Genomic DNA, 24,812 nt, shown 5'->3' with positions numbered 1-24,812 from the left:
CATTTCGACACCCGCCCCGTTTGATGATGAGGGCAGCGAGAATGACAAACAATTCTACGGAGCAGTCAAGGTCGACCTCCCATTATTTGGTACGGCCGTGATCTGTCGTGACGGGGGTCCTTGCGACCCTGGGTCGTGGTGTAAGTCGGGGCACTGCACAAATCAGCGGGAGTGCTCGGGTCCATTAAGCAGTGAAGCCAAAAGAGGCCAGCCTCGCGCTCGTCTTGCGCCGGCGGCTCAGCATCGGCGTTTGGCGAGTGGGCACGGGGTACCCAAATGACGTGAATTGACGTGAGCTGGTAGTAGGGTGGCGGACGCTAACTCGGCGATTCTTCATCATCTGGTATCCCGTCATCTCCTTCGGGACCGGGTTCAATTCCCCCCGCCAGGCAAGAACGTGGACCGCTAATTTTTTCGAAAATTCGGGTTAGATTTTAGGTTCACGTCGTCCGCCTGGGGTAAGAATTGGGGGGCATGGAATCCGAAACCGGCCGGGCGCGATCATGTTGACGGCGGCGCTTTCTTTCGTGGTGGTCGCAACCCGAACACGCGACGCGCGTATGGCCACGCGGTTGGGCAACACAACATCACGGTCCCATTTTTCCGTTGTATCGCGGCCATGGCGGTGCTATCGGCGAACGCCAGTGCGGCGCGTTTCCGCAGCGCAAATCGACGTCCAGCCCGAGTGCAGCGAGAGACCGAGTTCATTGTGAACCTACGCGAGATCGTTCGTTGGGTATCATTGCTGATCGGGATCCTCGGCGTGGCTGCGCCGACGGCGGCGGTCGCTGCACCCGACGCCTACGTCTCTCAGGTGCTCTTCGATAGCGACGTCGATTCCGCCACCGGGTGCGATGTCGCTGTCGATGATGCGATCGTCGGCAATCAGACGGTCCACGGCATCGAGCAGATCGTCAGCGTCGCGGTGAGCCGCGATGGGACCGGTGGATCGATCACCGGCATCACCCGCAGCCTCTGCATCGGCGGCGCGATCTTCGACACGCCTGTGCCCGTTTCCGAGGGCGGCTGGCCGGTTGGCGTCGGCAACGGTGTCGGCGGCGTCGATGTCGTCGAAGGCTTCATACCGCGCGCGCTGCTCGGGGGGACTCCGCGCGTGCGGGTGTACTTTACGGCGAGTCGGAGCGATCCGGGCAGTGACATCGTGCTGAGCACGACGGGCGGGTTGGGCGGCGCGCCGATCCTCTTCCAATTGGCGAGGGCATCCACCGCGCCCGCACTGTCGCCGACGGGGACGATTCTGGGAGTCGTATTGCTCGTGGCCGTCGCTTGGTGGGGGCTGCGGCGGCGAGTGAAGCCGTTTCACGCCGCGCTGCTGGTAGCCATTGTCACGGCCGGGAGCGTGCTCACGGCGTTTGCGGTGACCATCGTCATGGATGGTCAGGTGCCGGACTGGTCCGGTCTCGCGCCAACGGCCACCGACCCGGCGGGCGACAGCAGCAACAATGACCCGGCGGAGGATCTGATCGCGGTGTTCATGACGGCCGACGGCGTCAACCTGTACATGCGATTCGACATCAGTCGGATCAGCGCGACGACTCCGACCACCGCAAGCCCGACCGCGTCGCCAAGCGCGACACCGACTAGCACCCCGACCCAGACCGCCAGCAACACGCCAACGCAAACGCCCACGGTAACACCGTCGGGGACGGCAACGGCCACGCCGACGGACACCCCCACGGCGACGCCCACGCACACGCCGACTAGCACCCCGACCACGACGCCGACCACCACCCCGACCACGACACCCACCGCCACGCCCGACTGCGACCCGGGCTACCACTTCGACGGCAGCGCCTGCGTCGACATCGACGAGTGCGCGGTCTGCCCGGGCGTGTATGGCGCGTACCCCGCGTGCCCGTGCGGCAAGTTCGGCGCCTGCACCAACACTCCCGGCTCGTACTCCTGCGCCTTTTCACCGCCAAACGTCACCACGGTGTCTCCCTACACCGTGACCATCGATTCGGCGGCTGCGATGACGATCTCCGGGGTCCGGCTGAGTCTCGATCAAGACGACCTCGTCAGCATCACTGTCGGTAACATCGAGTGTGTCAGTCCCACCCACGTTGGTGGCGCAAACAGCGAAACTATGGTCACCTGCAACATGGCAATTGGCACGCCCCTCGATGCAGACCCCGACGCCTTGGTGGTTGTGACCACGAAATCGGGAGGAGCTGGAAGCTGTGTTCCACATCCTCCGACCGGCTGTGCGGTCATTCTCGAGTGTTTTCCGGAAGACCGAGACTGCCACATGGTCTGTCATGGCGACGCCAAACTGGATCCTTGCGGGGTGTGCGAAGGCGATGGTAGCAGTTGCTGATGAGGCGGGGCCTTCGACCCGGCGACCGGATCAAGGCAGATAGCCGAGGGCGCGCAGGCGCTCCTGCACTTCCTGGCCGGCGCGCTCCAACTCCTCCGGTCTGCCGCGCGCCATCTTCATCTCCCACTCTTTCAGGAGCGGCTGCAGGCGCAGAAAAGCCTCCGGGTTGTGCGCCAGCACATCGGCGCGCTCGCCCGGGTCGGCGCGCAGATCGACGAGCTCGAACTGCTTCGTCCGCGCACTGAAGAGGAGCTTGTAGCGGTCGTCGGCGACGGCGCGTTTGAGGTCCTGCATGGCGAAGGCATAGGTGCCACCTGCGGGCGCCACTGCTAGTGCCCTCGATCAAGCCGCGCAGACTACGCCCTTCGAGCGCGAGCGAGTCGAGGCGCACTCCCAGGTAGTCGAGCAGCGTCGGTACGAGATCGAGGTTCTGCACCGGGGCGGAGATCTCGCCGGGGCCGACACCCGGTATGCGCCAGGCGAGTGGGGTGTGAATATCGGTGTCGTAGAGCGTGTAACCGTGCTTCAGGAAGCCGTGCTCGAGGAACTGCTCGCCGTTATCGGCGGCCAGAACCACGATCGTACGCTCCAGCAGGCCGCGCTTCTCCAGGTCGGCCAGAAGCACGGCGAGCTCTTCGTCGAGGGAGCCGATCTCATCGTCGTAGAGGTCCATCAAATGTTGCACGTCCACGGGTGGGAATTCGGGCCGCGGCTTCTGCGATTGGATCGCGTCGTCGATCGCGACGGCGATCGGGTTGGGATTGCCGTCCCGCACGTAATCGGGGCCGTCGTAATCAAGTGCCGCGAAGCGCTTCTTGTACTCGGGGGGGGGGACGATAGGGATAGTGAGGGTCTATGTAGTGGAGGTAGGCGAAGAAGGGCTCTTTCAACTCCGCCAGACGGGCGGCGAAGTGCTCGTTCACCCAACTCGCGGTCGGAAAGCAGCAGAGTTCTCGTCGAACGCGTCGAAGCCGCGGCCGAAGCCGCCGAACTTGTTGTGCTGGGTGCCGGTCTTGCTCACCACCGGGCTGGCCGAGACGGCGACCGTGGCGTAGCCGCGGGCGTGCAGGATCTCCGCGATCGAAGGGACGTCGTCGGGGATGCCCATGCGCTTCTCGGGCTGCGCGAGGAACTGGCTCGGATAGTGCGAGGTGAGCAGCGAGTTCACCGAGGGGAAGGTGCAGGGCGCCTGCGAGCGCGCGGCGCGAAAGACGACGCCCTGGCGAAAGAAGCGGTCGAGGTTGGGGCTGGTCGCACGCTCGTAGCCGTAGAGGCTCAGATGATCGGCGCGCAGCGTATCGACGAGAATGATGATGGCGTTGAGCGGCCGTCCACTCGCCCGCCAGCGCACCAGCGCCCCGACGACAGCACCGATTCCGAGCAGCGCCACCAGCGCGATCAGCGCCCGGAGTGTAGGACGCTTTGCCAGTCGGCCGATGCCGGATCTACGCATGCGGACTCAGCGTTACCCGACGCCCGGTCCGAATGCCAGCGCGTAGATGAGCTCACAGCGCCGCGGCGCGGCGGGAGAGACGTTCCCGAGCTCGGCGATGGTCGGCGCAGGCATCGGCCGCCATCACTGCACGCGGCAGGCCGGCCAGATAGGTGCCGCCTCGAGGCGTGTGGTTTTCAAACGTTCATCCTCCAAACCATCGCTCATCGTCGCAGTCCTCGCGCTGATTTGCGCGACGTCATCGATCTCGGTTAGAAGGTCCGGCAGACAGTCGCGCAGATGGGAGCGACGCCGACATACGAGACCCTTCCGTCATCCGGCCGCGATGGCGCAGCCAGCCGTGCAAACGCCACATCTCGGCCGAACGATGGATAGCCCTGACGTTGCATTGGAGACATCGCCGAACGGGAGGAGTGAAAATGGCTCGTCGTCATAGGACCCCGTCATTGATCGTGTTGCTCGCGCTGATCGTGACCGCGTGTCGAGCCGCTCCGATCTACAATCCTCGGATCGAGTTCCCCGCGCGCAATCCCGACACCGTCGAGCAGGCTATCCTGAAGGCGCTCGCCAACCGCCGCTGGCTCGCGACCAAGGACGCGCCGGGCGTCATCACCGGTACGCTCAACCTCCGAAGCCACCAGGCCGTGGTTCGAATCGAGTACACCGATAACTCGTACTCAATCCGGTACGCGGGAAGTACGGAGCTGCTCTACCAACGAAAGCCAAACGGCGAAGAAGTGATCCACCAAAATTACAACAGTTGGGTCAAAAACCTCGTTCGCGATATCAACACGTCTCTGGGAGTCCCGATCGCCTGATTCGGCAAGTCCGTCAGACCCCTATTCCAGCGACGCTTCGCAACGCTCTTCCGGCGCCGACGGAGTTGCGGGCGGCGCATGAGCATGCGCGCGCGTCCCGCTAGAGTTCGGGTTCAATCCCCCCGCACTCTTCGCGCGCGGCAACGCCGGGCGGTGTCTTACAGCGGCGTAGCTGCCGAAGAGACAAACCTCTCCGATTCCTGAACTCGGCGGCGCGATCTCACCCCGGAGCGCGTTCGAACGTGGGTACGCCTTCCGGAATGTGGTGGAAGCCCTGCTTGTCGATGGTGAAGATCACCATCTGCAGTCCACCGTAGACGCTGGGATCGTCGAGCGTCCCCACCTTGAGGATCAAGGCGCCGGGCATACTCGGAGACTTGGCCAAGATGTGCGTACCGCATTCAGCGCAGAACTCGCGCGTCACTGGTTTCGCGAGATCGCCGCGGCGGAACTGCTTCGGCGCGCCCTTGGTGTACGTGAAGCCGGGTTCGGCCATGGCCATGACGACATTGGGGTGCCCGCCCGAGATGTACTGGCATTCTCGGCAATGGCACTGGCCTTTGAACAGCGGGTCGCCCTTAGCCTCGTAGCGAAGCGCGCCGCAGTAACATCCACCTTGCAATTCCATGACACGACCTCCTTCGACGAAATGTGATGATGCCCAACGAGCAGCGCTCGGGCTGCCGGCGCATAGAATTGCCCGCGGACCGGTCTAGCGCAAGCAGGTCGGCACCCGCGAGCCTCACTCTCTGCCTGGATGCCGGCTTTCGCCGGTATGACAGACCCACTGTCGGAATTCGTGTGCGAAACCCATCGCCGCAAATCGCCCCTCAACGCCTTCGCGATGAAGACAAAGGAGCGTCCATGAACGCCGAGCATTGCGTGATCGACGCGACGCCACGTGGTGCCGGTGACCCTCATGGCGTGGAGCACGGAAGTCGCTGGTGTGCTAAAGGAACCGGCACGATGGAACCTGAGACGATCCGGGCGCTCCTCATGGCCCTGTACGACGAGAAGGTCGAGTACGTGCTGATCGGTGCGCTCGCGCTCGACGTACACGGTATCGGGCGACTCACCGAAGACGTCGATCTCTTTGTGAGGCCGACACCGCAAAACATCGACCGCTTGCGACGTGCCCTGCGGCGTGTGTGGCAGGATCCTTCCATCGATGAGATCACCGCGACGGACCTCGCCGGCGAGTTTCCGGCCATCCAGTACGTAGCCCCCGACGGGACCACGCTGGATATTCTGTCGCGCCTGGGTGAGGCATTCGGCTACGATGATTTGGAGGCGACCGTCCATGTGTACGGCGATGTCCCGGTCAACGTTGCCACGCCGCAGACGCTGTATCGCATGAAGCGCGACACCGTGAGACTGCGGGACAAAGCCGACGCTCAGGTTCTCAAGGAGAAATTCAATCTGAAGGACTGACAATGCCGGTCAGAAAATTTCGCACCGTCGACGGCGCGCGCCGAAGCCTGTGGCGGGAGCCCGGCGACCCTCGGATCTGGGAGGGCTTCGTTCGGCGCTGGCACCTCCACAAATTCTTCTCGCGTGTCCAAAACGAGACTCAACCCGGGGTGTTCAAGTACCGCTCCATCGAGGAAAAGCAGCGTCAGCTTCCTCGGCAGCTCAAACCCGCGTCGAAGGACGTAGACCGTATCTGACTGCTCTTCCTTAGCAGGATCGCAGCGGCTATGCAGAAAGTGGAGCAACGTCTCCGCTCGTCATTCCGGCGAAAGCCGGGAATCCAGGATCGACCCTCACGCCCGCCTGGATACCGGCTTTCGCCGGTATGACGGACCCACTACCGGAAGTCTTGTGCAGAGCCCATCGCCACAAGCCACTCTTTAGCGACTTCGAGATGTAAGGAGCGTCCATGAATGCCGAGCACTGCTTGATCGAACGCAACGGCCACGTGTTGACCGTAACCCTCAACCGACCCGAGGCGAAGAATGCCTTGAGCTCCGGAATGCTCGCCGGCATGTATCGCGCCTGGCGCATGCTCGACGATGATCCCGAGCTGCGCGTGGCGATCCTCACCGGCCGTGGCGACGTCTTTTGTGCCGGCGCCGACCTCAAGGCGATGGGCGCCGGCGAATCAGACGACGAGTTCATGCAGCTCATGTCCGAAGTGCCCGACATCCACTGGCAAGCCTTGCTGCGCCACAACCGACCGCTCAAACCAATTGTTGCGGCGATCGAAGGCTACGCCGTCGCCGGCGGCACCGAGATCCTGCAGGGCACCGACATCCGTGTCGCCGCCGAAGACGCAGTCTTCGGTGTTACCGAGGCGCGACGCGGACTCTTCCCGCTCGGCGGTTCCAGCGTGCGACTACGGCGACAGATTCCGTACACACTGGCGGCGGAGATTCTGTTGACGGGGCGACACGTGACCGCCAAAGAGGCGCTGGCGTTCGGCTTGGTCGGACGACTCGTGCCCAAAGGACAGGCGCTCATCGAAGCGAAGAAGATCGCGGCGACGATTTGCGAGAACGGCCCGCTCTCGATCCGTGCCCTCATGCACATGCTGCGTGAGGTCGACGAGAGCGTCAGCGAGGCCGACGCGCTGGTCAAAGAACTCGAATACGGCAGCCCGATCTTCGGCACCAGGGATGCCCGCGAAGGCATGAAGGCCTTCGCCGAAAAGCGCAAGCCGGTCTACACTGGCGAGTAGCAAGTGAAGGAGCTGGCGCCGAACACCCCGGTTATCGTCGGGATCGGCTTCCATCAAGAACGGACCGACGATCCGACCCAATGCGCCGAGCCGTATCAGTTGATGGTGCGCGCGGTACGCAGCGCCGCGAGCGATGCGGGTTCATCCGAGGACATGCTGAGACAGCTCGAATCGATCTCAGTCCCGCAGGGGATGTGGCAGTATCGCAATCCCGGCAAGTTGATCGCCGACGCGCTCGGCTGCCCGTTGGCGAAGAGTGTCATCTCGGATCTGGGCGTCCTGCAACTGACCATCCTCAGCGATTTGTGTCGAGCCATTGCTGCTGGCGAACAGCAGATCGGTGTCGTCGCCGGCGGTGAAGCGCAGTTCCGCGAGCTGCGCAGCATGATCACGCAACAGCCGGTACGCGACACGCAGCAATCAGAGGATACGCCGCCGCCCGACGTGCATCACACGTCGCCGGACCCGTTCACCAGCGACCTCGAGGGCCAACGCGGCCTGCATCTACCCGCCGAGCACTTCGCCATCATCGAGTCGGCGCTGCGTCATCATCAGGGCTTGGGCATCGAAGAGCATCGCGACAAGGTCGCCCGGCTCTATAGTTCGTTCAGCGACATCGCCGCGGCGAATCCCCATGCGTGGCGACGCGAGCCGATGCGTGCCGAAGAGATCCGCAACGCCACGGCGAAGAACACGATGGTGTCCTTTCCGTACACCAAGCGCCACTGCACCCAATGGAACGTGAACCAGGCGGTGGCCATTCTCGTTTCCTCGGCGGCGAAGGCGGAGCAGCTAGGCTTGAGAAGCGACGGTTGGATCTATCCGTTGGCGGCGGTGGAATCGAAGCACGTCGTGGTGCTCGCGCAACAACGACAACTGCACAGCCATCCGGGCACGGTCCTGTGCGGCGAGCGAGTCCTCGCGCTCGCGGGGATCGCTACGCCCGACCTCACGGCGGCGGAGCTCTACAGTTGTTTCCCTTCCGCCATCCAATCCTTTGCGCAAGATCTGAAGTTGGAAAACGTGTGTCCGCTCACCGTGACTGGCGCGATGCCGTTTGCCGGCGGCCCTTTCAATAGTTTCAGCCTGGAGGGCGTGGCGAGGATGGTGGAGGTGTTGCGTTCGAATGAGCCGCGGACGCGATTCGGACTGGTCTCCAACCTCAGCGGGATCTTCGGCAAGCAAGGCTGTGTCGTGCTCTCGAATCGGCCAAGTGATCGCGGGTATACCTACAAGGACATCACGCGCGCTGTTGCCGAGCGGGATCTTCCGGTGCCACTCACCGGCGACTACGTCGGTCCGGCCACGATCGTCGGTTACACCGTGATGTTCAATCGCGACGAGATCTCGCACGGCATCGCCATCTGCGACACGCCCAAGGGCGAGCGCACCGTCGTCAGATGCGAGGACAAGACGCTACTGGAGTCGATGACGCGAGAAGAGTTTTGCGGACGGGTGATCGAGGTTCTGAGCGATGGACGTTTTCAACATGGCCCACTCAAGCGCGGTTAACCTCATCAGTATTCTTCGTTGACTTTGGAAGACCAACGGCTGTAAGCGTCAACGCCCTTGCGATTCGAACTCCACGGAGGGAACGTGCGGCCTGTGCGATTTCTGATCCATGCGTTCATGACAGCGGCGCTGATGGCCGGCAGTGCGGCCGCGCCGGTTCGTGCGTTCGCTTGCATCGGCGACTGCGACGGTCTCGGCACCGTCACCGTCGAGGAGCTGATCCGCGGCGTCAACATTGCGCTCGGCACGGTACCACTCGACGACTGCCCATCATTCGACTCGGACGACAGTCACAGCGTTACCGTCGATGAGTTGATTGTTGCAGTGAACAACGCGCTCACCAACTGTCCCGTGGTGCCAACGCCGACCGCGACGGCGACGCCAACACCGTCGGCATCGCCTACCGTAATCGTCTTGTCACCAACACTGACGCCACCGCCGAGCGCGACGCCGACGATGCCGTCGCCAACGCCTGTGACGCCGAGTGTCACACCGACGCGCGATCCGAACGCGCCGGCACCTGATCCCGCGGGCATCGCGCCGCCGCTGTCGAAAAATACCATCACGGATCTCGGCAGCGCGACCTCGTTCCTCTACGATCCGCCGCAGGGGCAACCCGCGGTGCAGGTCGGTGTGGGGCCGGGCACGATCGACGCGCGACGAGCGGCAGTGATTCGCGGTCATGTCGTCGACCAGTCGATGGCGCCGCTCGCGGGCGTCGCCATCCGCGTTCTCAACCATGCCGAGTTCGGCCGTACGAGCACCCGCGCCGATGGGATGTTCGACCTCGCCGTCAACGGCGGTGGCTTGCTCACGGTGGTCTACGAGAAACCCGGCTACCTCTCCGCACAACGCCAGGTGCAAGCGCCGTGGCAGGACTATGTCTGCCCGCACGAGGTGATGTTGGTCGCGCTCGACCCCAACGTGACGGCCGTTGATCTGACCGCGCCGACGACACAAGTGGCGCGCGGTGGCGTCATGACCGACGCCGACGGCACACGCCAGGCAACGCTGCTGTTTCCGCCGGGCACCCAAGCGACGATGGTGTTGCCCGATGCCAGCGAACAGCCCATCACGCACCTCACGCTGCACGCCACCGAGTTCACCGTCGGCCCCAACGGCCGGAAAGCAATGCCGGCCGAGCTGCCACCGACGAGCGGGTACACGTACGCCGCCGAGTTTACCGCCGAAGAAGAAGTCGCAGCCGGCGCCAAGACCATCCGCTTCACGCCGTCGATCGTCATGTACGTGGAGAACTTCATCGGTTTTCCGGTCGGACTCTCTGTGCCACTGGGGTCATACGATCGTGATCGCGGCGTGTGGATACCGGAACCCGACGGGCTGATCATCAAGATTTTGAGCGTCACCTCCGCCCTCGCCGATTTGGACATCGACGGCAGCGGCATCGCCGCCGGCGCTTCAGCGCTAGCGGCACTCGGGGTCAGCGATGCCGAGCGCCAGCAACTGGCGATACTCTATGCGCCGGGACAGAGCCTCGAACGTCTCCCCATTGCGCACTTCAGCGATACCTTCGACGCCAACTTCGGCACTACTTCGAATGGACCGCCCATGGAGATCGCGAACCTGCTCCAGGGTCAGAAGCTCGATCATGCCTGCACCGTGATCGGCGGCTCGAGCATCGAGTGCGAGAACCAGACTCTTGGCGAGAGCGCCGACATCGTCGGCACGCCGTTTATGCTCACCTACGCCAGCGATCGCGTTCCCGGCCGCAAGGACGGGCGGACGATCGATATCCCGCTCAGCCGCGACACGTTGCCCGAGGGCGTTTTCGAGATCGAACTCGAGGTCGAAGTGGCCGGGCGACTGATCAGGCAGTCGTTCCCGCCCCAGCCGAATCAACACTATCTCTTCACCTGGGACGGCTTCGATGCCTACGGACGCCGAGTGATTGGCACACAGCCGGCCACAGTCCGAGTGATATACGACTACCCGGCTTACTACACGGCGCCGCCGATCCCGGTGCCCCATGCCGGCAACCTGAGCCGCGGCGTGCGAGCAGGGGAGCAGTCGTTTGAGGTGCGAAGCTTCGCGGAGTTCGGCAGCGGATTGATTCAACTGGGTCACAGCGCGCGCGCGCCGTTTCAGGCCGCCTCGGTGCTGCATGCCACGCTGGTTGGCTCTGGTGGCTGGGACGCGAGCGGCGTCGGCCTCGGTGGGTGGGACCTGAGTGACCATCACGTGTACGACCCGATTGGCCGTGTGCTCTATCTCGGTGACGGCAGTCGGCGCAGCGAGGTGGACACCCTGGGACCGGAAATCGACATTGTCGTCGGCAATGGTGTGTTTGGCGAGACCGGCGATGGCGGACCAGCGCGCCTGGCCGCGATCGGCTTCGTCAAGTCGCTCACCATGGGACCGGACGGCAGCCTCTATATCCTCGACAGCGCCAACCGCATTCACCGCGTCGACATCAACGGCATCATCTCCACGGTAGCCGGTGGCGGCGGGCAATACGAAACGTTCGAGATCCCGGCGCGTGATGCCGACCTGGCCGGCACCCTGGATATCGCCGTGGGCGCGGATGGAAGTATCTACGGCGTCGACCTGCACGACTTCGTGTTTCGTATCGACCCGTCAGGTGTCCTCCACCTGTTCGCCGGCCAGCCGCAGACACCGGGTGGATACAACGGCGATGAGATCCCCGCCGTCCAGGCACAGGTCAATTTCCCGGTAAACCTGGCGGTGGGTGGCGATGGCAGCGTGTACTTCGCCGAGTATGCGGGCCAGCGAATCCGCCGCGTGGGCCCCGACGGCATCATCCACACCGTGGGCGGCAACGGCAACGACTTCGTTGGTTACTATGCGAACCCACCCGACGGCGTCCCGGCCAGTACGGCACTGGGTGGAGGCTTCGATGGGCTGGTGGTTGCACCGGACGGCAGCGTGTACTTCGGTTGGACCCATGGTCGCGACTACTATTTCATCTTGCGCATCAACACCGCCGGCATTGTCTCGGTTGCGGCGGGCGGCGGCGATGAATTCGTCGACGGAAAGCCAGCAACCGAAGAATACCTCAACACACCCGGCGACATCAGCCTCGGGCCCGACGGCAGTTTGTTCTATGCCCAGGCCGGCGGAAGCACCACGTTGCTGAAGCGTTTGCGCGGCGGCATTGCCACCATCGTCGCCGGCAACCGGGCCGGCGGTTTTCTGATCAACGGCGACGGTGGTCCAGCCGTCGGAGCCAACATCGGGTTTCCAGGCTACATCGCGGTCGACCCGGCTGGCGATATCTACATTGGCAGCCCATACGGCAACGCAACCCAGGTCAGGCGCATCCGCCGTCGCTTGCCGGGTCTTGATCTCAGCGACCTGCTCATCCCGTCCGAGGATGGCAGCGTCGTGTATCGCTTCGACGCGTCGGGACGCCATCTCGAAACACGTCATGCCCTGACGGGCGCGGTGCTGCTGAGCTTCGGTTACGACGCTGGTGGACGTCTGATCTCTATCACCGAGAAGACCGGCGGCACCGACAACGCGACGACGATTGAGCACGACGGCAACGGGAATCCGACCGGGATCGTCGGCCCGTATGGCCAACGCACGACGCTGAGCGTTGATGCGAACGGCTGGCTGTCGAGCCTGAGCAACCCGGCCAATGAGACGATGACGTTTGAATCCAGCGCCGACGGCCTCATGACGAGCCGAACGACGCCGCGTGGCTTCACCTATACGTACGAGTACGACGCGCTCGGTTTGCTGACGCACGACATCGACCCTGCGGGCGGGTCGCAAATACTGGCTCGTAGCGTCATCGCGCCGAACGCCACTATTTCCTACGGCGACGAGGTCACGCGCACGACCGGTCTTGGGCGCACGACGGACTATCGCGTTGAGTTTCTGAGTGACGGCACGCGCCACGAAGTCGTCACGGCGCCGTCCGGCACGAAACGAGAGTCGCTCTACGGCAAAGACAGCAGCCGGAAGATGAGTTTCGCCGATGGGACGACAATCGCCGGCGTCGATGGGCCGGATCCACAGTTCGGTATGCTGGCGCCCGTGATGCAGACGCTGGTTTCACGCACGCCCGGCGGGTTGTCACTGGCGATCGGCCAGACGGCGACGGCAACACAGAGTAACCCGCTCGATCCGCTGAGCGTCACGCAACTCACGAGAACCTTCACCATCAACGGGCGCACCGACACCAGCATCTACGATGCGGCGACCAAGCTGTTTACCAACACGACTTCGGCAAACCGCCAGGGCACAGCCACGATTGACGACCAAGGCCGGGGCACGGCGGAACAATTCGGTGGGCTCGCGCCGGCGGCGATGACCTATGACGTGCGTGGCCGCTTGATCACGATGACGGAAGGCGCTGAAGCGGAAGTGCGGACGACGACTTACTCGTACAACGCGCAGAGCTACGTGCAGACGATCACCGATCCAATTGGCCGGATGGTCTCGTTCACTTACGATGCCGCCGGCCGGCCCCTGACGGAGATGCTGCCGGATGGCCGTGTGGTCACGGCGACCTACGACCCCAATGGCAACCTCGCCCACATCACGCCACCGGGACGCCTGGCGCACCAGATGAGCTACTCCCCGGTCGACCTGGAGACGCAATACAACCCGCCGGACGTGGTGAGCGTTGTTCCCGACGAGGTCAACAGCAGTTTCAGCATCGACCGTCAACTGACGCTGCTGTCGCGCCCGGACGGAGCGTCAGTGACGCCCGTGTACGACACGGCGGGCCGGATCAGCAGCATCGCCTTCTCACGCGGCTCGCTGGGCATGAGCTACGACACGACGACGGGTCTGCTGACCGGCATAACCGCGCCGGACGGCATCGGTCATGTGTTTGGGTACGACGGCGATCTGCTGCGCTCCGAGCAACTGACGGGCCCCGTGCCGAGTACCGTCGCGTGGACCTACGACAATGACTTCCGCGTCGCGTCGGAGAGCGTCAATGGGGGCAACGCTGCAAGTTTTTCGTACGACGCCGATAGCGTCCTGACCCAGGCCGGAAGTTTGGTCGTCGCGCCGGATGCTCAGAGCGGGCTGCTCGCCGGCACCACCCTCGGCGGCGTCACCGATAGCTGGATCTACAATACCCACGCCGAGCCGACCGACTATCGGGTGCACTACAACGGCAGCGACGTCTATCGAGCCCAGTACACCCGCGACGGGATCGGGCGCATCACACGGAAGATCGAGTCCATCGCCGGCACCACCGACACCTTCATGTACACGTACGACCTCGCCGGCCGCTTGCTGACGGCGAACAAGAACGCCACGCCGATCAGCTTCACCTACGACGTCAACAGCAGTCGGACCAGCTATAGTGGGCCGCTGGGCGATGTCTCGACGACGCAATACGACGCGCAGGACCGAATGACTCAGTACGGCGCGACGAGCTACGTGTACAACAACACCGGCGATCTCGTCAGCAAGACAGAGGATGCCGCGACCACGCAGTACACCTACGACGAGCTGGGCAATCTCACCCGGGTAGTACTGCCCGATGCGACGCGGATCGACTACGTGATCGATGGCCGCAATCGTCGCATCGGCAAGAAGATCAACGGTGTGCTCAACGGTGGCTTCCTCTGGGATGGCGCGCTCCAGATCGTAGCCGAGTTGGATGGCGACAGCGCGCTCGTCAGTCGCTTCGTCTACGCCACGCACGCCAACGTCCCCGACTACGTCGTGCAGGGTGGCATCACCTACCGGATCATCACCGACCACCTAGGAAGCCTTCGGCTGGTGATCAACACGACTGACGGCTCCATCGTCCAGAGAATGAATCACGATGAGTTTGGACGGGTGACCGGGGACGTGGTGGCGGGCGGCTTCACGCGCGTGCCGTTCGGCTTCGCCGGCGGGTTGTACGATCCCGATACTGGGCTCGTCCGCTTCGGTGCGCGCGACTACGATCCACCGTCCGGGCGCTGGACCACCAAAGCCCCGGATGGCTTCAACGGCGGCGTCAACCTGTACGAATACGCGGCCAACGATCCGGTGAACCTCGTCGACCGCACAGGTCTCGAGCCGCTGGTCGTGGCGCACGTCACCGAGATCCGCGGCCGGCTCCGGATCCGTCGCGGCAACAGGCTGATCAACGGATATGTCGGTATGCAGCTCTATATCGGGGATGTCCTATGTACGGACGCGGATTCCGTGGCGGCAATAGCATTTGAGATTGGCGGCAGAGCCGGGGTCGCCACGAACGAGAAAGCTAGGATAATGGGGGAAAGAGGTCTCAAGGAGCAGGATGTACTGCGGGAGATCCAGGGGAGAATTGCATTTGGGGCGTCCTGCGGGCGCCTCAAGGAGAACCTGGAAATCTGCAGAGACGGCGGCATCATGGGGATCAGTGATCGAGGGTGGAAGCAGTACCGAGAGCCGTTGGGCACTGGGGACTACATGCCGCCGCTAAGTCAGGATCCACGCTTCGGGATCTTTGATCCGCATCGGCTTCGGGTTTTGGGACACTGAGTTCCAGACTATCCTCTTTGCATACGCCAGACGGGGCGCACGCTTCTAGACTTTCACTTCGCGCCCCCTCGGCATACGGCGGGGCCGTGCGGGGGCATGTCCGCGCTCAGTATTCCCTCAATCTCGTAGCCGGGTAAATCCTCCATCCTCAACTCCATCGGCCCGCGAGCACTCGCATCTCCCGGCGCAGTTCAGCGGTCACCGCTCCGGTGGCTGCCTGCGGTGTGGCCGAGCATGGGGCCTCGACCCCGATTGCCGCCACTCGATCCCGTGCCGAGTCGAGCATCGTCCTTGTCGATGATCTCGATCTCGCCGGCGTCGACGAGTTTCTTGAGACGCTGATCCTCGACGGCCTTCGCGGAAATCTGTCCCGTTTTTCCCGGGCCGAGATGCAACGTCTTGCCGCCGGGCAGCGGAACGCTCAGGGGCTTGTGAGTCTTGTTGCTAACGGCTGGCATCGCTGTCTCCTTCGCGTGTGAGCTTGTGTAGCGCACGATCGCAGGCGCCGCACCAAAGGGCAAGGGTCTTTGGAATGCGGAATGCGGAATGCGGAATGGGGAATGGGGAATGGGGAATGGGGAGTGCGGAATGCAGAGTGCTGAATGAACGACAGGGCGTCACGCGCAACGTCGATTGCGAAAGCTCGCCCGAGTCCATACAGTCGACGCGTGAAGGCGCTTCTCCAATTGGTCGCCTTTGGCTTCGCCGTTGCGCTCGCAACGCCCGCCGCGGCTCACGTCGGCCTTCGTTACCCGCCGTCGCGCTACGGTGACAACGTGCTCAAGTCCGGCCCCTGCGGCATTGCCGGCGGAGCGCGCACCAGCCACGTGACCGTGCTCGAGCCGGGGGCTTCGATCACGGTCGTGTGGGACGAGTACGTGAATCATCCGGGACATTTCCGCCTCTCGTTCGACGCCGAAGGGGACAACGGCTTCGTTGATCCGAAGTGCTTGAACGGTTGCAGTACGACTTCTCCCAAGATCGAGTTGTACTCGAACGACTCGGTGCTCCTCGACGGCATCGCCGATACGCCGTACGGCGGGGTGAGTGGCGCGCAGATCACTTTGCCCGACATCGAGTGCGATCGCTGCACGCTTCAGTTGATTCAAGTGATGTACGACAAGCCGCCGTACGTGACGCCGGGGAACGACATCTACTACCAGTGCGCTGACCTCGTCCTGCGGCGAAGCGTCGCGTTGCCCACACCGACCCCTTCGCCGACAATGTCGCCGTCACCGGAGCTGCCGACACCGACCTCCTCACCAACCGCTCCGCCGTCGGCGACGCCGCCCACGCCGGTCCGTTGCGTTGGCGACTGCGATCAGGACGGCGCTGTCAAGGTGGACGAGCTGATCCTGGGCGTCAACATCGCGCTCGGCATCACAGCCATCGACGTCTGCCCATCGTTCGACGCCAATTCGGACGACGCGGTTACCGTCGATGACCTGATCGCCGCGCTGAATCGGGCGATGAGCGACTGCGCGACCGCTGCCCAGCTCTGATGGCGCGCTCCGGTTTGATGCGGGTGAGGAGAGCGCGATGGACTAGGGGAGAATGGGTGGATCACGCGCGCTGCGCGTGCTGGATGAAGCGCGATTTCTCGGTGGCCTTCATGTAGGCTTCTTCGCCGGTGATCTTCTGCTCGCTCAGATATTTTTGGATCGCGTCGTCCATCAACTGCATCCCCTGGCTCTTGCCGCCTTGGATGATGTTCCGAATGTTCGGCGTCTTGCCTTCGCGAATGGAATTCGCCAGCGCTCCACTCGAGAGGAGTATTTCATTGCAAGCGAGCCGCCCGTTGCCATCGGCGGTTCTGAGGAGGATCTGGGCGCATACGCCCTTGAGAGAATCGGCGAGCATGCTGCGGATCTGCGCTTGCTGCCCGGAAGGAAAGGCGTCAATGATCCGGTCGACGGTCTTCACCGCGGAGCTCGTGTGCAAGGTCCCGAACACCAACGACCCAGTCGATGCGGCGCTGACCGCCATCGAGATGGTTTCGTAGTCGCGCATTTCACCCACGAGAATCACGTCGCAATCCTGCCGGCCGGCGGTTCTCAGCCCATCGGCAAACGAGGACACGTCGATGCCGACCTCGCGCTGGCAGAGGATCGACATCTTGTTCGGGTGCACGAATTCAATCGGCTCCTCGATGGTCAGGATGTGCCGGGCGCTGGTTTCGTTGATCAAGTCGATGATCGCCGCCAGTGTTGTGGACTTGCCTGAACCGGTGGGGCCGGTCACCAGTACGAGGCCCGAGCGCAACAGACTGAACGTCTTCAAAACCGCCGGCAGCTTCAAGTCGTCGAGAGTTTTGATCTTGCTCGGGATGGTTCGGAAGACAGCGCCCATGCCGTGCGATTGGTTGAAGTAGTTCGAGCGGAAGCGGGCCTTCTCACCAAAGGCGTAAGCGAAATCCAGATCGCCGCTGTCGAGGAATTGCTGCCAGCGCTCCGCGCTACAAATCTCTTTGAGGTAGGCGTGCATCGTATCCGCCGTCAGCGCGGGATAGTCCAGTTGCTCTAGCCGGCCGTTGCGGCGGATCTTGGGCGGCTGTCCTTCGGCGAGATGCAAGTCCGAGCCATCGGCCGCCAACATCGCATCGAACCACTGATCAATGGCGGGCATCACGATCCCTCGGCGGCCAAGCCATCGATCTTCGGCGCCCACTGCAGGAAGGAACTCTTGCTGTCGGCGGCGTAGTAGGCTTCGACTCCGTCGATGACGCCGGCGTTGACCAATTCCAGCAAGGAGTTGTCGAGTAAGACCATGCCTTGTTGCTTTGAGGTCTGGATGGTCGAGGGAATCTGGAACAGCTTGCGTTCCCGTATGAGGTTACTGACCGCCGGCGTGTTCAGCAAGATTTCGAGCGCGGCTGCGCGCCCGGTGCCGTCTTTTCGGAAAATGAGCTGCTGGCAGACGATCCCTCTGATGGACTCGGAAATCATGCTGCGGATCTGCGGCTGCTCGTCGGCGGGAAAGACATCGAGGACGCGGTCGATGGTGCGCGCCGCTGAGGTCGTGTGCATGGTGCCGAAAACCAAGTGCCCAGTTTCGGCGGCCGTGATCGCCAGTGAGACAGTCTCGCGATCGCGCAGTTCACCGATGACGATCACGTCGGGATCCTCGCGCAGCGCCGCGCGCAGCGCCGCCGAAAAACTCTTAGTATGTGCGCCGACTTCTCGCTGATTGATCTGACATTTGACGGGGACGAAGTTGAACTCCACCGGATCTTCAATCGTGATGATGTGATCGTCGCGGTTCTGGTTGACCAACTCCACCATGGCGGCCAGGGTGGTGGACTTCCCGCAGCCATTGGGGCCGGTGATCAGCACAAGCCCCTGGTTGAACTCGGTCAAGCGCCGCAGTTGCTCCGGCAGCCCGAGTTGCTCGAAGGAGGGCACTTGCGATTGCACGACGCGGAACGAACCGTCCCATCCGATGCGCTGCTTCAGGATGCAACTACGGTAACGGCCTTGGTCAGGCGCCCGGTAACAGAAGTCGAGGGACTTGTCCTCGCGAGTGCGCTGCGCTTGCTCGTCAGTCAAGATTTGAAACAGCAGCTTCTCCGTTTCTGCGGAGCCGAGCAAGGTCTTGGAAAGCGGGAGCAGCCGGCCGTGTTTGCGAATGATCGGCGGATAGCCGACGTTGATGTGCAGGTCGGAGGCGCCGACTTCGCGCGCGTAGTCCAGGTAGTCATGCAGGTGACTGAAGGCGGCGATTCTCGCAGAGTCGGTTTCAGGTATCGTGACCGCTGCGGGCGGCGCTTCCACCGCGGCGGAGGCCGTGCCGACGGGTGTCGCGGCGGTGGGTGTCTGGGCGCGCTGTGCCGGTTGTGCGACGGTTGTTCGCGGCTGATCTCGGAGGCTCTTCTCGTACAGTTGCAGGGTGGACTTGGAGTCGGTCTCGCTGACAAACCCCAACTCCATCAGACACTGCAACAGCGATTTGTCGGGACTGCGCGCAATCAGCGCTTTGGCCTGCTGAAGCTGATTGGGAGAAACCAGTTTGCGGAAGGTGACGAACTTCTCGACGAAGGTGTCTTGCGGGTCCATTTAATTGGATGTCGCTCGGCAGTTCACCGCGCCGCTCCAAGTGAGATGGAGGGTCGTATCGCGCATGCGGTGTTCTTAGTGCCACTGAGTCGAGCGGTCGTCAATCGAGATCTTGTTCGATCGACAGTGGTAACGACCTTGATGATCGGCTGTCAGGCCTACTGGCGGCGGCCGAACGGTAGGAGCATCGGCACGCGTCGTTGGTAGCTGCGGTACTGCTCTCCGTGGAGGTACACGAGCGTCCGTTCCTCGATCTGGATCGCAATCAGCACGTAGAGGGTCGTCACCACCGCGAAGAGGAGATGCCCCCGACTCATCGTGGGTGTCGCCCAGAAAGCGATCAGGAACCCGAGCATGAGCGGGTGCCGCACCCAGCGGTAGAAGAGGCGCTCCCTAAACCTGGGAGGTTCGAGTGGACGTCCCAGTGCGTAGGAAACCGTCTGCTTGACGCCGAAGAGATCGAAGTGGTCGATGAGAAACGTCGACACCAGCACCATCCCCCAGCCGGCGAGCGAGGCGGCCGCGAGGACGCCGGCGGCCAGCGGGCTCTCGAAGCGCCACACAGGCTGGGGCAGCGGCCGCCATTGCCAAGCCATGACCGCGAGGATCGCGGTCGAGAGTAAGACGAACGTACTGCGCTCGACATGCCACGGCACCCAGCGCGTCCAGATCTCCTTGAACGCGGGGCGCGCCATGATCGTGTGCTGCACAGCGAAGAGGCCAAGAAGCAGGACATTGGCAGCGACGGCCGCGCCAGCCGATGCGGCGAGGGTGCCGTCGTCGATGCCCTTCGGTACGACCCAGTTCCCGACGAAGCCGATCAGGTAGAGAAACGTACAGAAGAAGAAGAGATAGGAGCCGACGCCGTATAGCAGCGTCAGCGCTCGGGCGACAGCGCCAGCCGGGCGCTGCGCCGTCATCGAGGTTCCCGTCGTCATGGCCACCAACCTCCGTTGCTCGCTTGTTGTGGTCGCCGTTAGACCACCGTGCGCCCTCGGCTGTCAATCCGTGAGACGTGCCGAGGGACGTGCGGAGCGCAATTCGCCCAATGGGCGCCCGTCTGCCGTGTCCACTTCCGCCGACGGATCGGACAGCGGGGAAAAAGGGAACGGCCGGCGGGTCGCGCCGTGATCACGCCGCTCGCGCTCTTGTCCTGCTGGCCTTGCCTTCTGCTGGACCGAGTTTGGGTCGAACATCGCGCGGCGCGCAGTGTAGTCCGGCTGCGCGTGCCAATCATGCGCCTCGGACGCGCCCCTTGACCCCGCGCGTGGCTTCCTGTTGTCTCCCACCATGCCCGTGTCCTCCATGTGCCGGGGCATCACTCGCGGACACCGTCGATGACGTCCATCTCTGGCCCCGCTCTCGCGCCATCAGCACGCATCCTGGTTATTCGGCTGCGTCGGTTTGGCGATGTGCTGCTGCTAACGCCGACGTTGCGCGCGATTCGTCAGGCGTACCCCGCCGCCCGGCTCGATGTCCTGACGCTCGCCGGCTTCGATCAGGTCTTGATCAACAATCCGCACATCGATCGGGTGCTGGTGTTGGAGCACGGGATGGTCTCCTGGCTGCGCGCGATCGCGACCTGCCGCGCGGCCCGATACGATGCGGTCCTCGATCTGCAGAGCAGCCCGCGCAGCGCTCTGCTTGTTCTCACGTCTGGCGTGCGGGTCCGCGTCGGCTGGGAAAAACTCCGCCCCCGTGACCGAATCTACAATCGCCTCGTGCCTGGGTGGAACGATCCGATTTACGTCGCGCGCAAATTCCCGCGGGTAGCGGCGGTCATCGGCGTCCCGGCGCCGGCGGACGTGCGTCTCGCGTTGGCCGTTTCGGAAGCAGACCGCGAACGGGCCGCTGCGTTGTTCACGCAAGCGGGCATTCGTTCCGATCGACCGATCGTTGCGATCTCGGCCGCGGCGAAAGTGCGCGACAAGCAGTGGTTGCCGAAGCGTTACGCTGCGGTGGCGGATTGTTTGGTCCGCGCGCACGGGGCGCAACTGGTGTTGACCGCCGCTGCGGATGAGGTCGAGCAAGTGCGCGCGGTCGTGGCCCGCATGCAGGAACGCCCCGCCCTGTGGGACTATGGTGCGACGACCATTCAGGAACTCGCGGCGATGTACGAACGTTGCCATGTCTGGATCGGCAACGACGGTGGCGCCAAGCACATCGCCACCGCCGCCGGCTGTCCGACCGTGGTGATCATTCGGACCGGAGCTGAGCGTTTGTGGACCGACAGCGCGAACGATCCGGATCAAATCGTGGTGTCTGCGCCGACGGGGCTCGAGCAGTCCGATCCGGTGGCGACCGCCACCGTCGAGCAGGTGTGTGACGCCGCCGCGCCCTTCCTCCATCGGCGGGCCGGGCGGGATGATGGGTAGCGACGAGGGCGGGCGCTCGCCGTTTGTGTTCTCTATCGCTTCACCAAATTCGCCGGCCGTGCTTGTCCCATGTCGACGTAACTTTGCGCGGCGAGGTCGATCAGATTGTTTTCCATTTCGAGCCGGAACTGTTCGAGGCCTTCGTCGGTGTACGCGCTCGCGGGCACCATGAACGGGCCGCGCAGGTAGTAGCGGATCACGTTGAAGGGCAGGGGGATGGCCATGCGATCCCAGGTTGCCAAGCGCAGGCAGCGCTTGTACCACGTGCGCACGAGAGCCACTGGCCTGCCGCAATCCCGTGCGATGATGATGCCGCCGGTCTTCAGGCGATAGGGCGGGCCCTTCGAGCCGTCGACGGTCAGGCCATAGATCACGTCGTCGTGTGTCTGCATGTGATCGATCAGCTCTTGGAGCGTGCCTTCGCGCCGGCGTGAGCGGCCGGTGGTCGAGCCGCCGCGGAAGACGACGAAGTTGCACAGCTTCAGCATGCGGGTGATCAATTCGCCCGATTCGCCCAAGCTCGCCAACGTGTGCCCGCGAAGGCCGAGGTAGTAGTACCCGAAGGCGACTGTCATGACCTCTTCGTGCCACAGCAAGGCGACGGCGCCGTTGTGGTCCTTGCTGATCTGCTTGAGCCGGACGAAGTCGCGCCCCTCGATACGGCTAGTCGCCCACACCAACCGCATGTAGAACATGTAGAGGTGGGGAACGACGGCGGCCGCGAGATTTGCCAGCCGACGCGAAAAGATCGGACGGATTTTGCTGCGGAACGTCCGCACCACCCAACTCTGGCTACGCTTGCGAGCGCTCATTGTCGGCAAGTATTCCCTCCGCGCCCTTGAACCCACGGCGACGCGTGCGGTCGCTCGTATCACTTCTTCGGGGTTGAGAGGAGAGGCGGCGCCGTCTGAGCTGTCGGCGCAGCGACGGGTTGCCGTGCGCTATTGGCAGCCGCCGTTGGTCGCGTTACGAAGCGAGCGCAGCGCTTCACCGAGATCGACTACCCCGTCGCCGTTACGATCGCAGGCAGCGCAACCGGCGAGGGCGGCGCCGTTGGCGATCTGCAAGCAGTGCTGGGCTTCCTCCTGTGTGACGACGAGGTCGCCATCGCAGTCGCCGACGCAAGCGGGTGGAGGCGCCGAGGGCGTTGGCGATGGCGTCCGCGTTTCCGGAGCGGTCGGGGTGAGAGTCGCCGTGTGCGTCGCGCTGCTCGTCGCTGTCGGTGTCGCGGTTTCTGATCTGGTTGGTGTCGCGCTGCGCGTGGGCGTCGCTGTCGGCGTCGTGGAGGGAGTTGCCGTCGGTGTCGGCGTTCGAGTCGGCGTCGCCGTCCGGGACGCGGTCGCGCTAGGCGTGTGAGTCGGGGTCACGGTTGCGGTTCGCGTTGGCGTGACGGTCGTAGTCTCCGTCGGTGTTCCCGATGCCGAGGTGGTCGGGCGACCCGATGGGGTCGCCGTCGATGTGATGGTGGCGGTGGGAGTCCGCGTAACCGTCGCGGTGACCGTGTTGGTCGATGTGAGTGTGAACGTGGGAGTCGTTGTGGCCGTGGATGTGCGCGTCGACGTGAGGGTCGGGGTTGCGGTGCGGGTGGGTGTCGCCGTCGCAGTGGCAGTGGGGGTGCGTGTCGGCGTCTGCGTGGGAGAAACTGTCGGCGTACGGGTCGGTGTGTGGGTCGTGGTTGGCGTGCGCGTCGGTGTGGGCGAGGGGGTGTGAGTCGGAGTGCGCGTGGGCGTTGCGGTGGGAGTGGCGCTTGGCGTGCGTGTTGGTGTCACGGTTGCGGTTGTTGTGGGTGTCTCTGTGTTGGTGGGCGTCACCGTCGGTGTTGAGCTCGGCGTGTGCGTGGGGGTTGTGGTCGGGGTTCTCGTCGGGGTTCTCGTCGAGGTAGCGGTGCGGGTGTTGGTGAACGTTCGGGTCGCGGTCGGTGTTCGCGTCGGCGTGTGAGTGCGAGTCGGGGTGCGAGTGACCGTTGGTGTCCGCGTGGGCGTGAAGGTCGGCGTCGGCGAGAACAGGACGATACGATCAGGAGTCGCCCGAATTCCAGTGCCGTGAGCCAGATGGGCATCGGAGGTGACGCGCGTCGGATCGATCAAGTCACGATGGCGCTCGATCGCTAGCGCTAGCAGCCCGCCGCCGATACCGGTGATCTCGGAGAGACCGGCGAACGTTCCCGAGACCTTAACGCTGAAGACGCTCGCGTTGCTGTTCGTCGTATCGATGTTGGAAAGCTTGCTAACGAACTGGCCAGTGACACTTCTGGACGTGCTGAAACGGGTACCGAACTCGCTGTAGACGAGAAACTGCGCGATGGCCGCTCCCGGCAGATTGGAAACCAGGTCGGCACCGCACGGCAAGAGCACCAGCAACGTGTCGATCGTGCTGGCCCGTGCGGCCGGCTCCAGCGCACCATCGAAAACATGGTTGAGGAGCACCGTGCGTGGGCATGCGTTGTAGTCGACGCCAGCGCCACCGAGCACGAGCCCAACGCTGGCGATTGGCCCGCTGCTGATCGCCGGGATCCCGATCGCGCCGTACTTCGCCTCATCGAGCATCGGCGGCGAACCGGCCACGTACGTTTCGAGTGTCGCCGTTCCCGTCAGCGCGTTGCTCCCGAATGGCTTCCCCGTCGGATCGACGACGAAGCAGCGTAGCGCCCCGACGAACGGGTCTTCCGGCAGGGGAGGAATCGAACCGGTATTGAAGTCGCCGCCTGCTCCGCATGGCCCGCCGCTGCCCGCGTCGCAAGGCAGCAGCGGCAAGCCGGCGCTCGCTTGCCAACCGATGGGCTGATTGGGCGTCAGTCGAACGACAAACTCGATCGCCTGCCAGTTCAGTACACACGAACCGCCGGCACCGCAGTCAGCATTGGTTGTGCAGAGCGCACCGCCGCTAGCGCAGTGCCGTGTGTCGTTCTCGTAAAAGCAGCGCACGTCGACCGCGGCGGCCGACGTGAGGCTATTGCTTAACTGGAGGGACGTATCTTGGCCCGCGGCGCTGTTCACGACGATGTAGGGATACACCACCAAGGCGGCGGGCTCCGACGCGAGCTGCGCGTAGCCCGCTCGGGCGACCACGCAGATCAGCAGCGTCAGCCCCCACACGTGCAACCGCGAAGTTCGCAACGGGCTCATCTC

General features: G+C 63.7%; 17 protein-coding genes. 8 read left to right on the top strand and 9 right to left on the bottom strand.

Features of this window, described 5'->3' with window-relative positions:
* The first annotated feature begins 709 nt into the window (after positions 1 to 709).
* Positions 710 to 2,338 (top strand): hypothetical protein, encoded by a 1,629-nt coding sequence (locus HYR72_07950; GenBank protein MBI1814894.1) that lies wholly within the window; start codon positions 710 to 712, stop codon positions 2,336 to 2,338.
* Here the strand turns inward: HYR72_07950 and HYR72_07945 are convergent.
* Both HYR72_07945 and HYR72_07940 read right to left on the bottom strand, forming a co-directional pair.
* Positions 2,232 to 3,182: a sulfatase-like hydrolase/transferase gene (locus HYR72_07945; GenBank protein MBI1814893.1), complete on the bottom strand. Its 951-nt coding sequence runs from the start codon at positions 3,180 to 3,182 to the stop codon at positions 2,232 to 2,234. The genes HYR72_07950 and HYR72_07945 overlap by 107 nt on opposite strands.
* Positions 3,183 to 3,257: 75 nt before the next feature.
* Positions 3,258 to 3,791 (bottom strand): sulfatase-like hydrolase/transferase, encoded by a 534-nt coding sequence (locus HYR72_07940; GenBank protein ID MBI1814892.1) that lies wholly within the window; start codon positions 3,789 to 3,791, stop codon positions 3,258 to 3,260.
* A gap of 419 nt (positions 3,792 to 4,210) precedes the next feature.
* Here HYR72_07940 and HYR72_07935 point away from each other — a divergent pair, with 419 nt between their 5' ends.
* Positions 4,211 to 4,609 (top strand): hypothetical protein, encoded by a 399-nt coding sequence (locus tag HYR72_07935; GenBank protein ID MBI1814891.1) that lies wholly within the window; start codon positions 4,211 to 4,213, stop codon positions 4,607 to 4,609.
* 220 nt (positions 4,610 to 4,829) lie between these two features.
* On the opposite strand, the gene HYR72_07930 is transcribed toward HYR72_07935, so the two are convergent.
* Positions 4,830 to 5,237 carry a GFA family protein gene (locus tag HYR72_07930; protein MBI1814890.1) on the bottom strand — a complete coding sequence of 136 codons (408 nt, stop codon included), beginning with the start codon at positions 5,235 to 5,237 and terminating at the stop codon, positions 4,830 to 4,832.
* A 338-nt stretch (positions 5,238 to 5,575) separates the two neighbouring features.
* Between HYR72_07930 and HYR72_07925 the strand changes: the two genes are divergently transcribed.
* From HYR72_07925 to HYR72_07910, 4 genes are all read left to right on the top strand, one after another.
* Positions 5,576 to 6,040, top strand: a complete 465-nt coding sequence (locus HYR72_07925; protein ID MBI1814889.1) for a nucleotidyl transferase AbiEii/AbiGii toxin family protein — start codon at positions 5,576 to 5,578, stop codon at positions 6,038 to 6,040.
* Between the two features lie 448 nt (positions 6,041 to 6,488).
* Positions 6,489 to 7,286, top strand: a complete 798-nt coding sequence (locus HYR72_07920) for a crotonase/enoyl-CoA hydratase family protein (protein MBI1814888.1) — start codon at positions 6,489 to 6,491, stop codon at positions 7,284 to 7,286.
* 3 nt (positions 7,287 to 7,289) lie between these two features.
* Entirely contained in the window at positions 7,290 to 8,798 is a 1,509-nt protein-coding gene (locus HYR72_07915; GenBank protein ID MBI1814887.1) for a hypothetical protein, read from the top strand.
* An 84-nt stretch (positions 8,799 to 8,882) separates the two neighbouring features.
* Positions 8,883 to 15,257, top strand: a complete 6,375-nt coding sequence (locus HYR72_07910; GenBank protein MBI1814886.1) for a hypothetical protein — start codon at positions 8,883 to 8,885, stop codon at positions 15,255 to 15,257.
* Between the two features lie 191 nt (positions 15,258 to 15,448).
* Here HYR72_07910 and HYR72_07905 read toward each other — a convergent pair whose 3' ends face one another.
* On the bottom strand, positions 15,449 to 15,715 hold the full coding sequence (locus HYR72_07905) for a hypothetical protein (GenBank protein MBI1814885.1): 267 nt from the start codon (positions 15,713 to 15,715) through the stop codon (positions 15,449 to 15,451).
* 210 nt (positions 15,716 to 15,925) lie between these two features.
* On the opposite strand from HYR72_07905, the gene HYR72_07900 reads away from it, so the two are divergent.
* Positions 15,926 to 16,759 carry a hypothetical protein gene (locus tag HYR72_07900; GenBank protein MBI1814884.1) on the top strand — a complete coding sequence of 278 codons (834 nt, stop codon included), beginning with the start codon at positions 15,926 to 15,928 and terminating at the stop codon, positions 16,757 to 16,759.
* Positions 16,760 to 16,820: 61 nt separating this feature from the next.
* Here HYR72_07900 and HYR72_07895 read toward each other — a convergent pair whose 3' ends face one another.
* The 3 genes from HYR72_07895 to HYR72_07885 form a co-directional block, all read right to left on the bottom strand.
* Entirely contained in the window at positions 16,821 to 17,882 is a 1,062-nt protein-coding gene (locus HYR72_07895; GenBank protein MBI1814883.1) for a PilT/PilU family type 4a pilus ATPase, read from the bottom strand.
* Positions 17,882 to 19,183 (bottom strand): type IV pilus twitching motility protein PilT, encoded by a 1,302-nt coding sequence (locus tag HYR72_07890; protein MBI1814882.1) that lies wholly within the window; start codon positions 19,181 to 19,183, stop codon positions 17,882 to 17,884. Before HYR72_07890 ends, HYR72_07895 begins: the two co-directional genes overlap by 1 nt.
* Positions 19,184 to 19,467: 284 nt before the next feature.
* On the bottom strand, positions 19,468 to 20,229 hold the full coding sequence (locus tag HYR72_07885; protein MBI1814881.1) for an isoprenylcysteine carboxylmethyltransferase family protein: 762 nt from the start codon (positions 20,227 to 20,229) through the stop codon (positions 19,468 to 19,470).
* Between the two features lie 417 nt (positions 20,230 to 20,646).
* Here HYR72_07885 and HYR72_07880 point away from each other — a divergent pair, with 417 nt between their 5' ends.
* Positions 20,647 to 21,684: a glycosyltransferase family 9 protein gene (locus HYR72_07880; GenBank protein MBI1814880.1), complete on the top strand. Its 1,038-nt coding sequence runs from the start codon at positions 20,647 to 20,649 to the stop codon at positions 21,682 to 21,684.
* A gap of 32 nt (positions 21,685 to 21,716) precedes the next feature.
* On the opposite strand, the gene HYR72_07875 is transcribed toward HYR72_07880, so the two are convergent.
* Both HYR72_07875 and HYR72_07870 read right to left on the bottom strand, forming a co-directional pair.
* Entirely contained in the window at positions 21,717 to 22,496 is a 780-nt protein-coding gene (locus HYR72_07875) for a DUF374 domain-containing protein (protein MBI1814879.1), read from the bottom strand.
* A gap of 129 nt (positions 22,497 to 22,625) precedes the next feature.
* On the bottom strand, positions 22,626 to 24,809 hold the full coding sequence (locus HYR72_07870; protein ID MBI1814878.1) for a hypothetical protein: 2,184 nt from the start codon (positions 24,807 to 24,809) through the stop codon (positions 22,626 to 22,628).
* Positions 24,810 to 24,812: the final 3 nt, after the last annotated feature.

This window comes from Deltaproteobacteria bacterium (assembly GCA_016178705.1).
Taxonomy (GTDB): Bacteria; Desulfobacterota; Binatia; order HRBIN30; family JACQVA1; genus JACOST01.
Note: the sequence above shows the minus strand (reverse complement) of the source record. Positions and strands in the feature narration are given on the sequence as shown.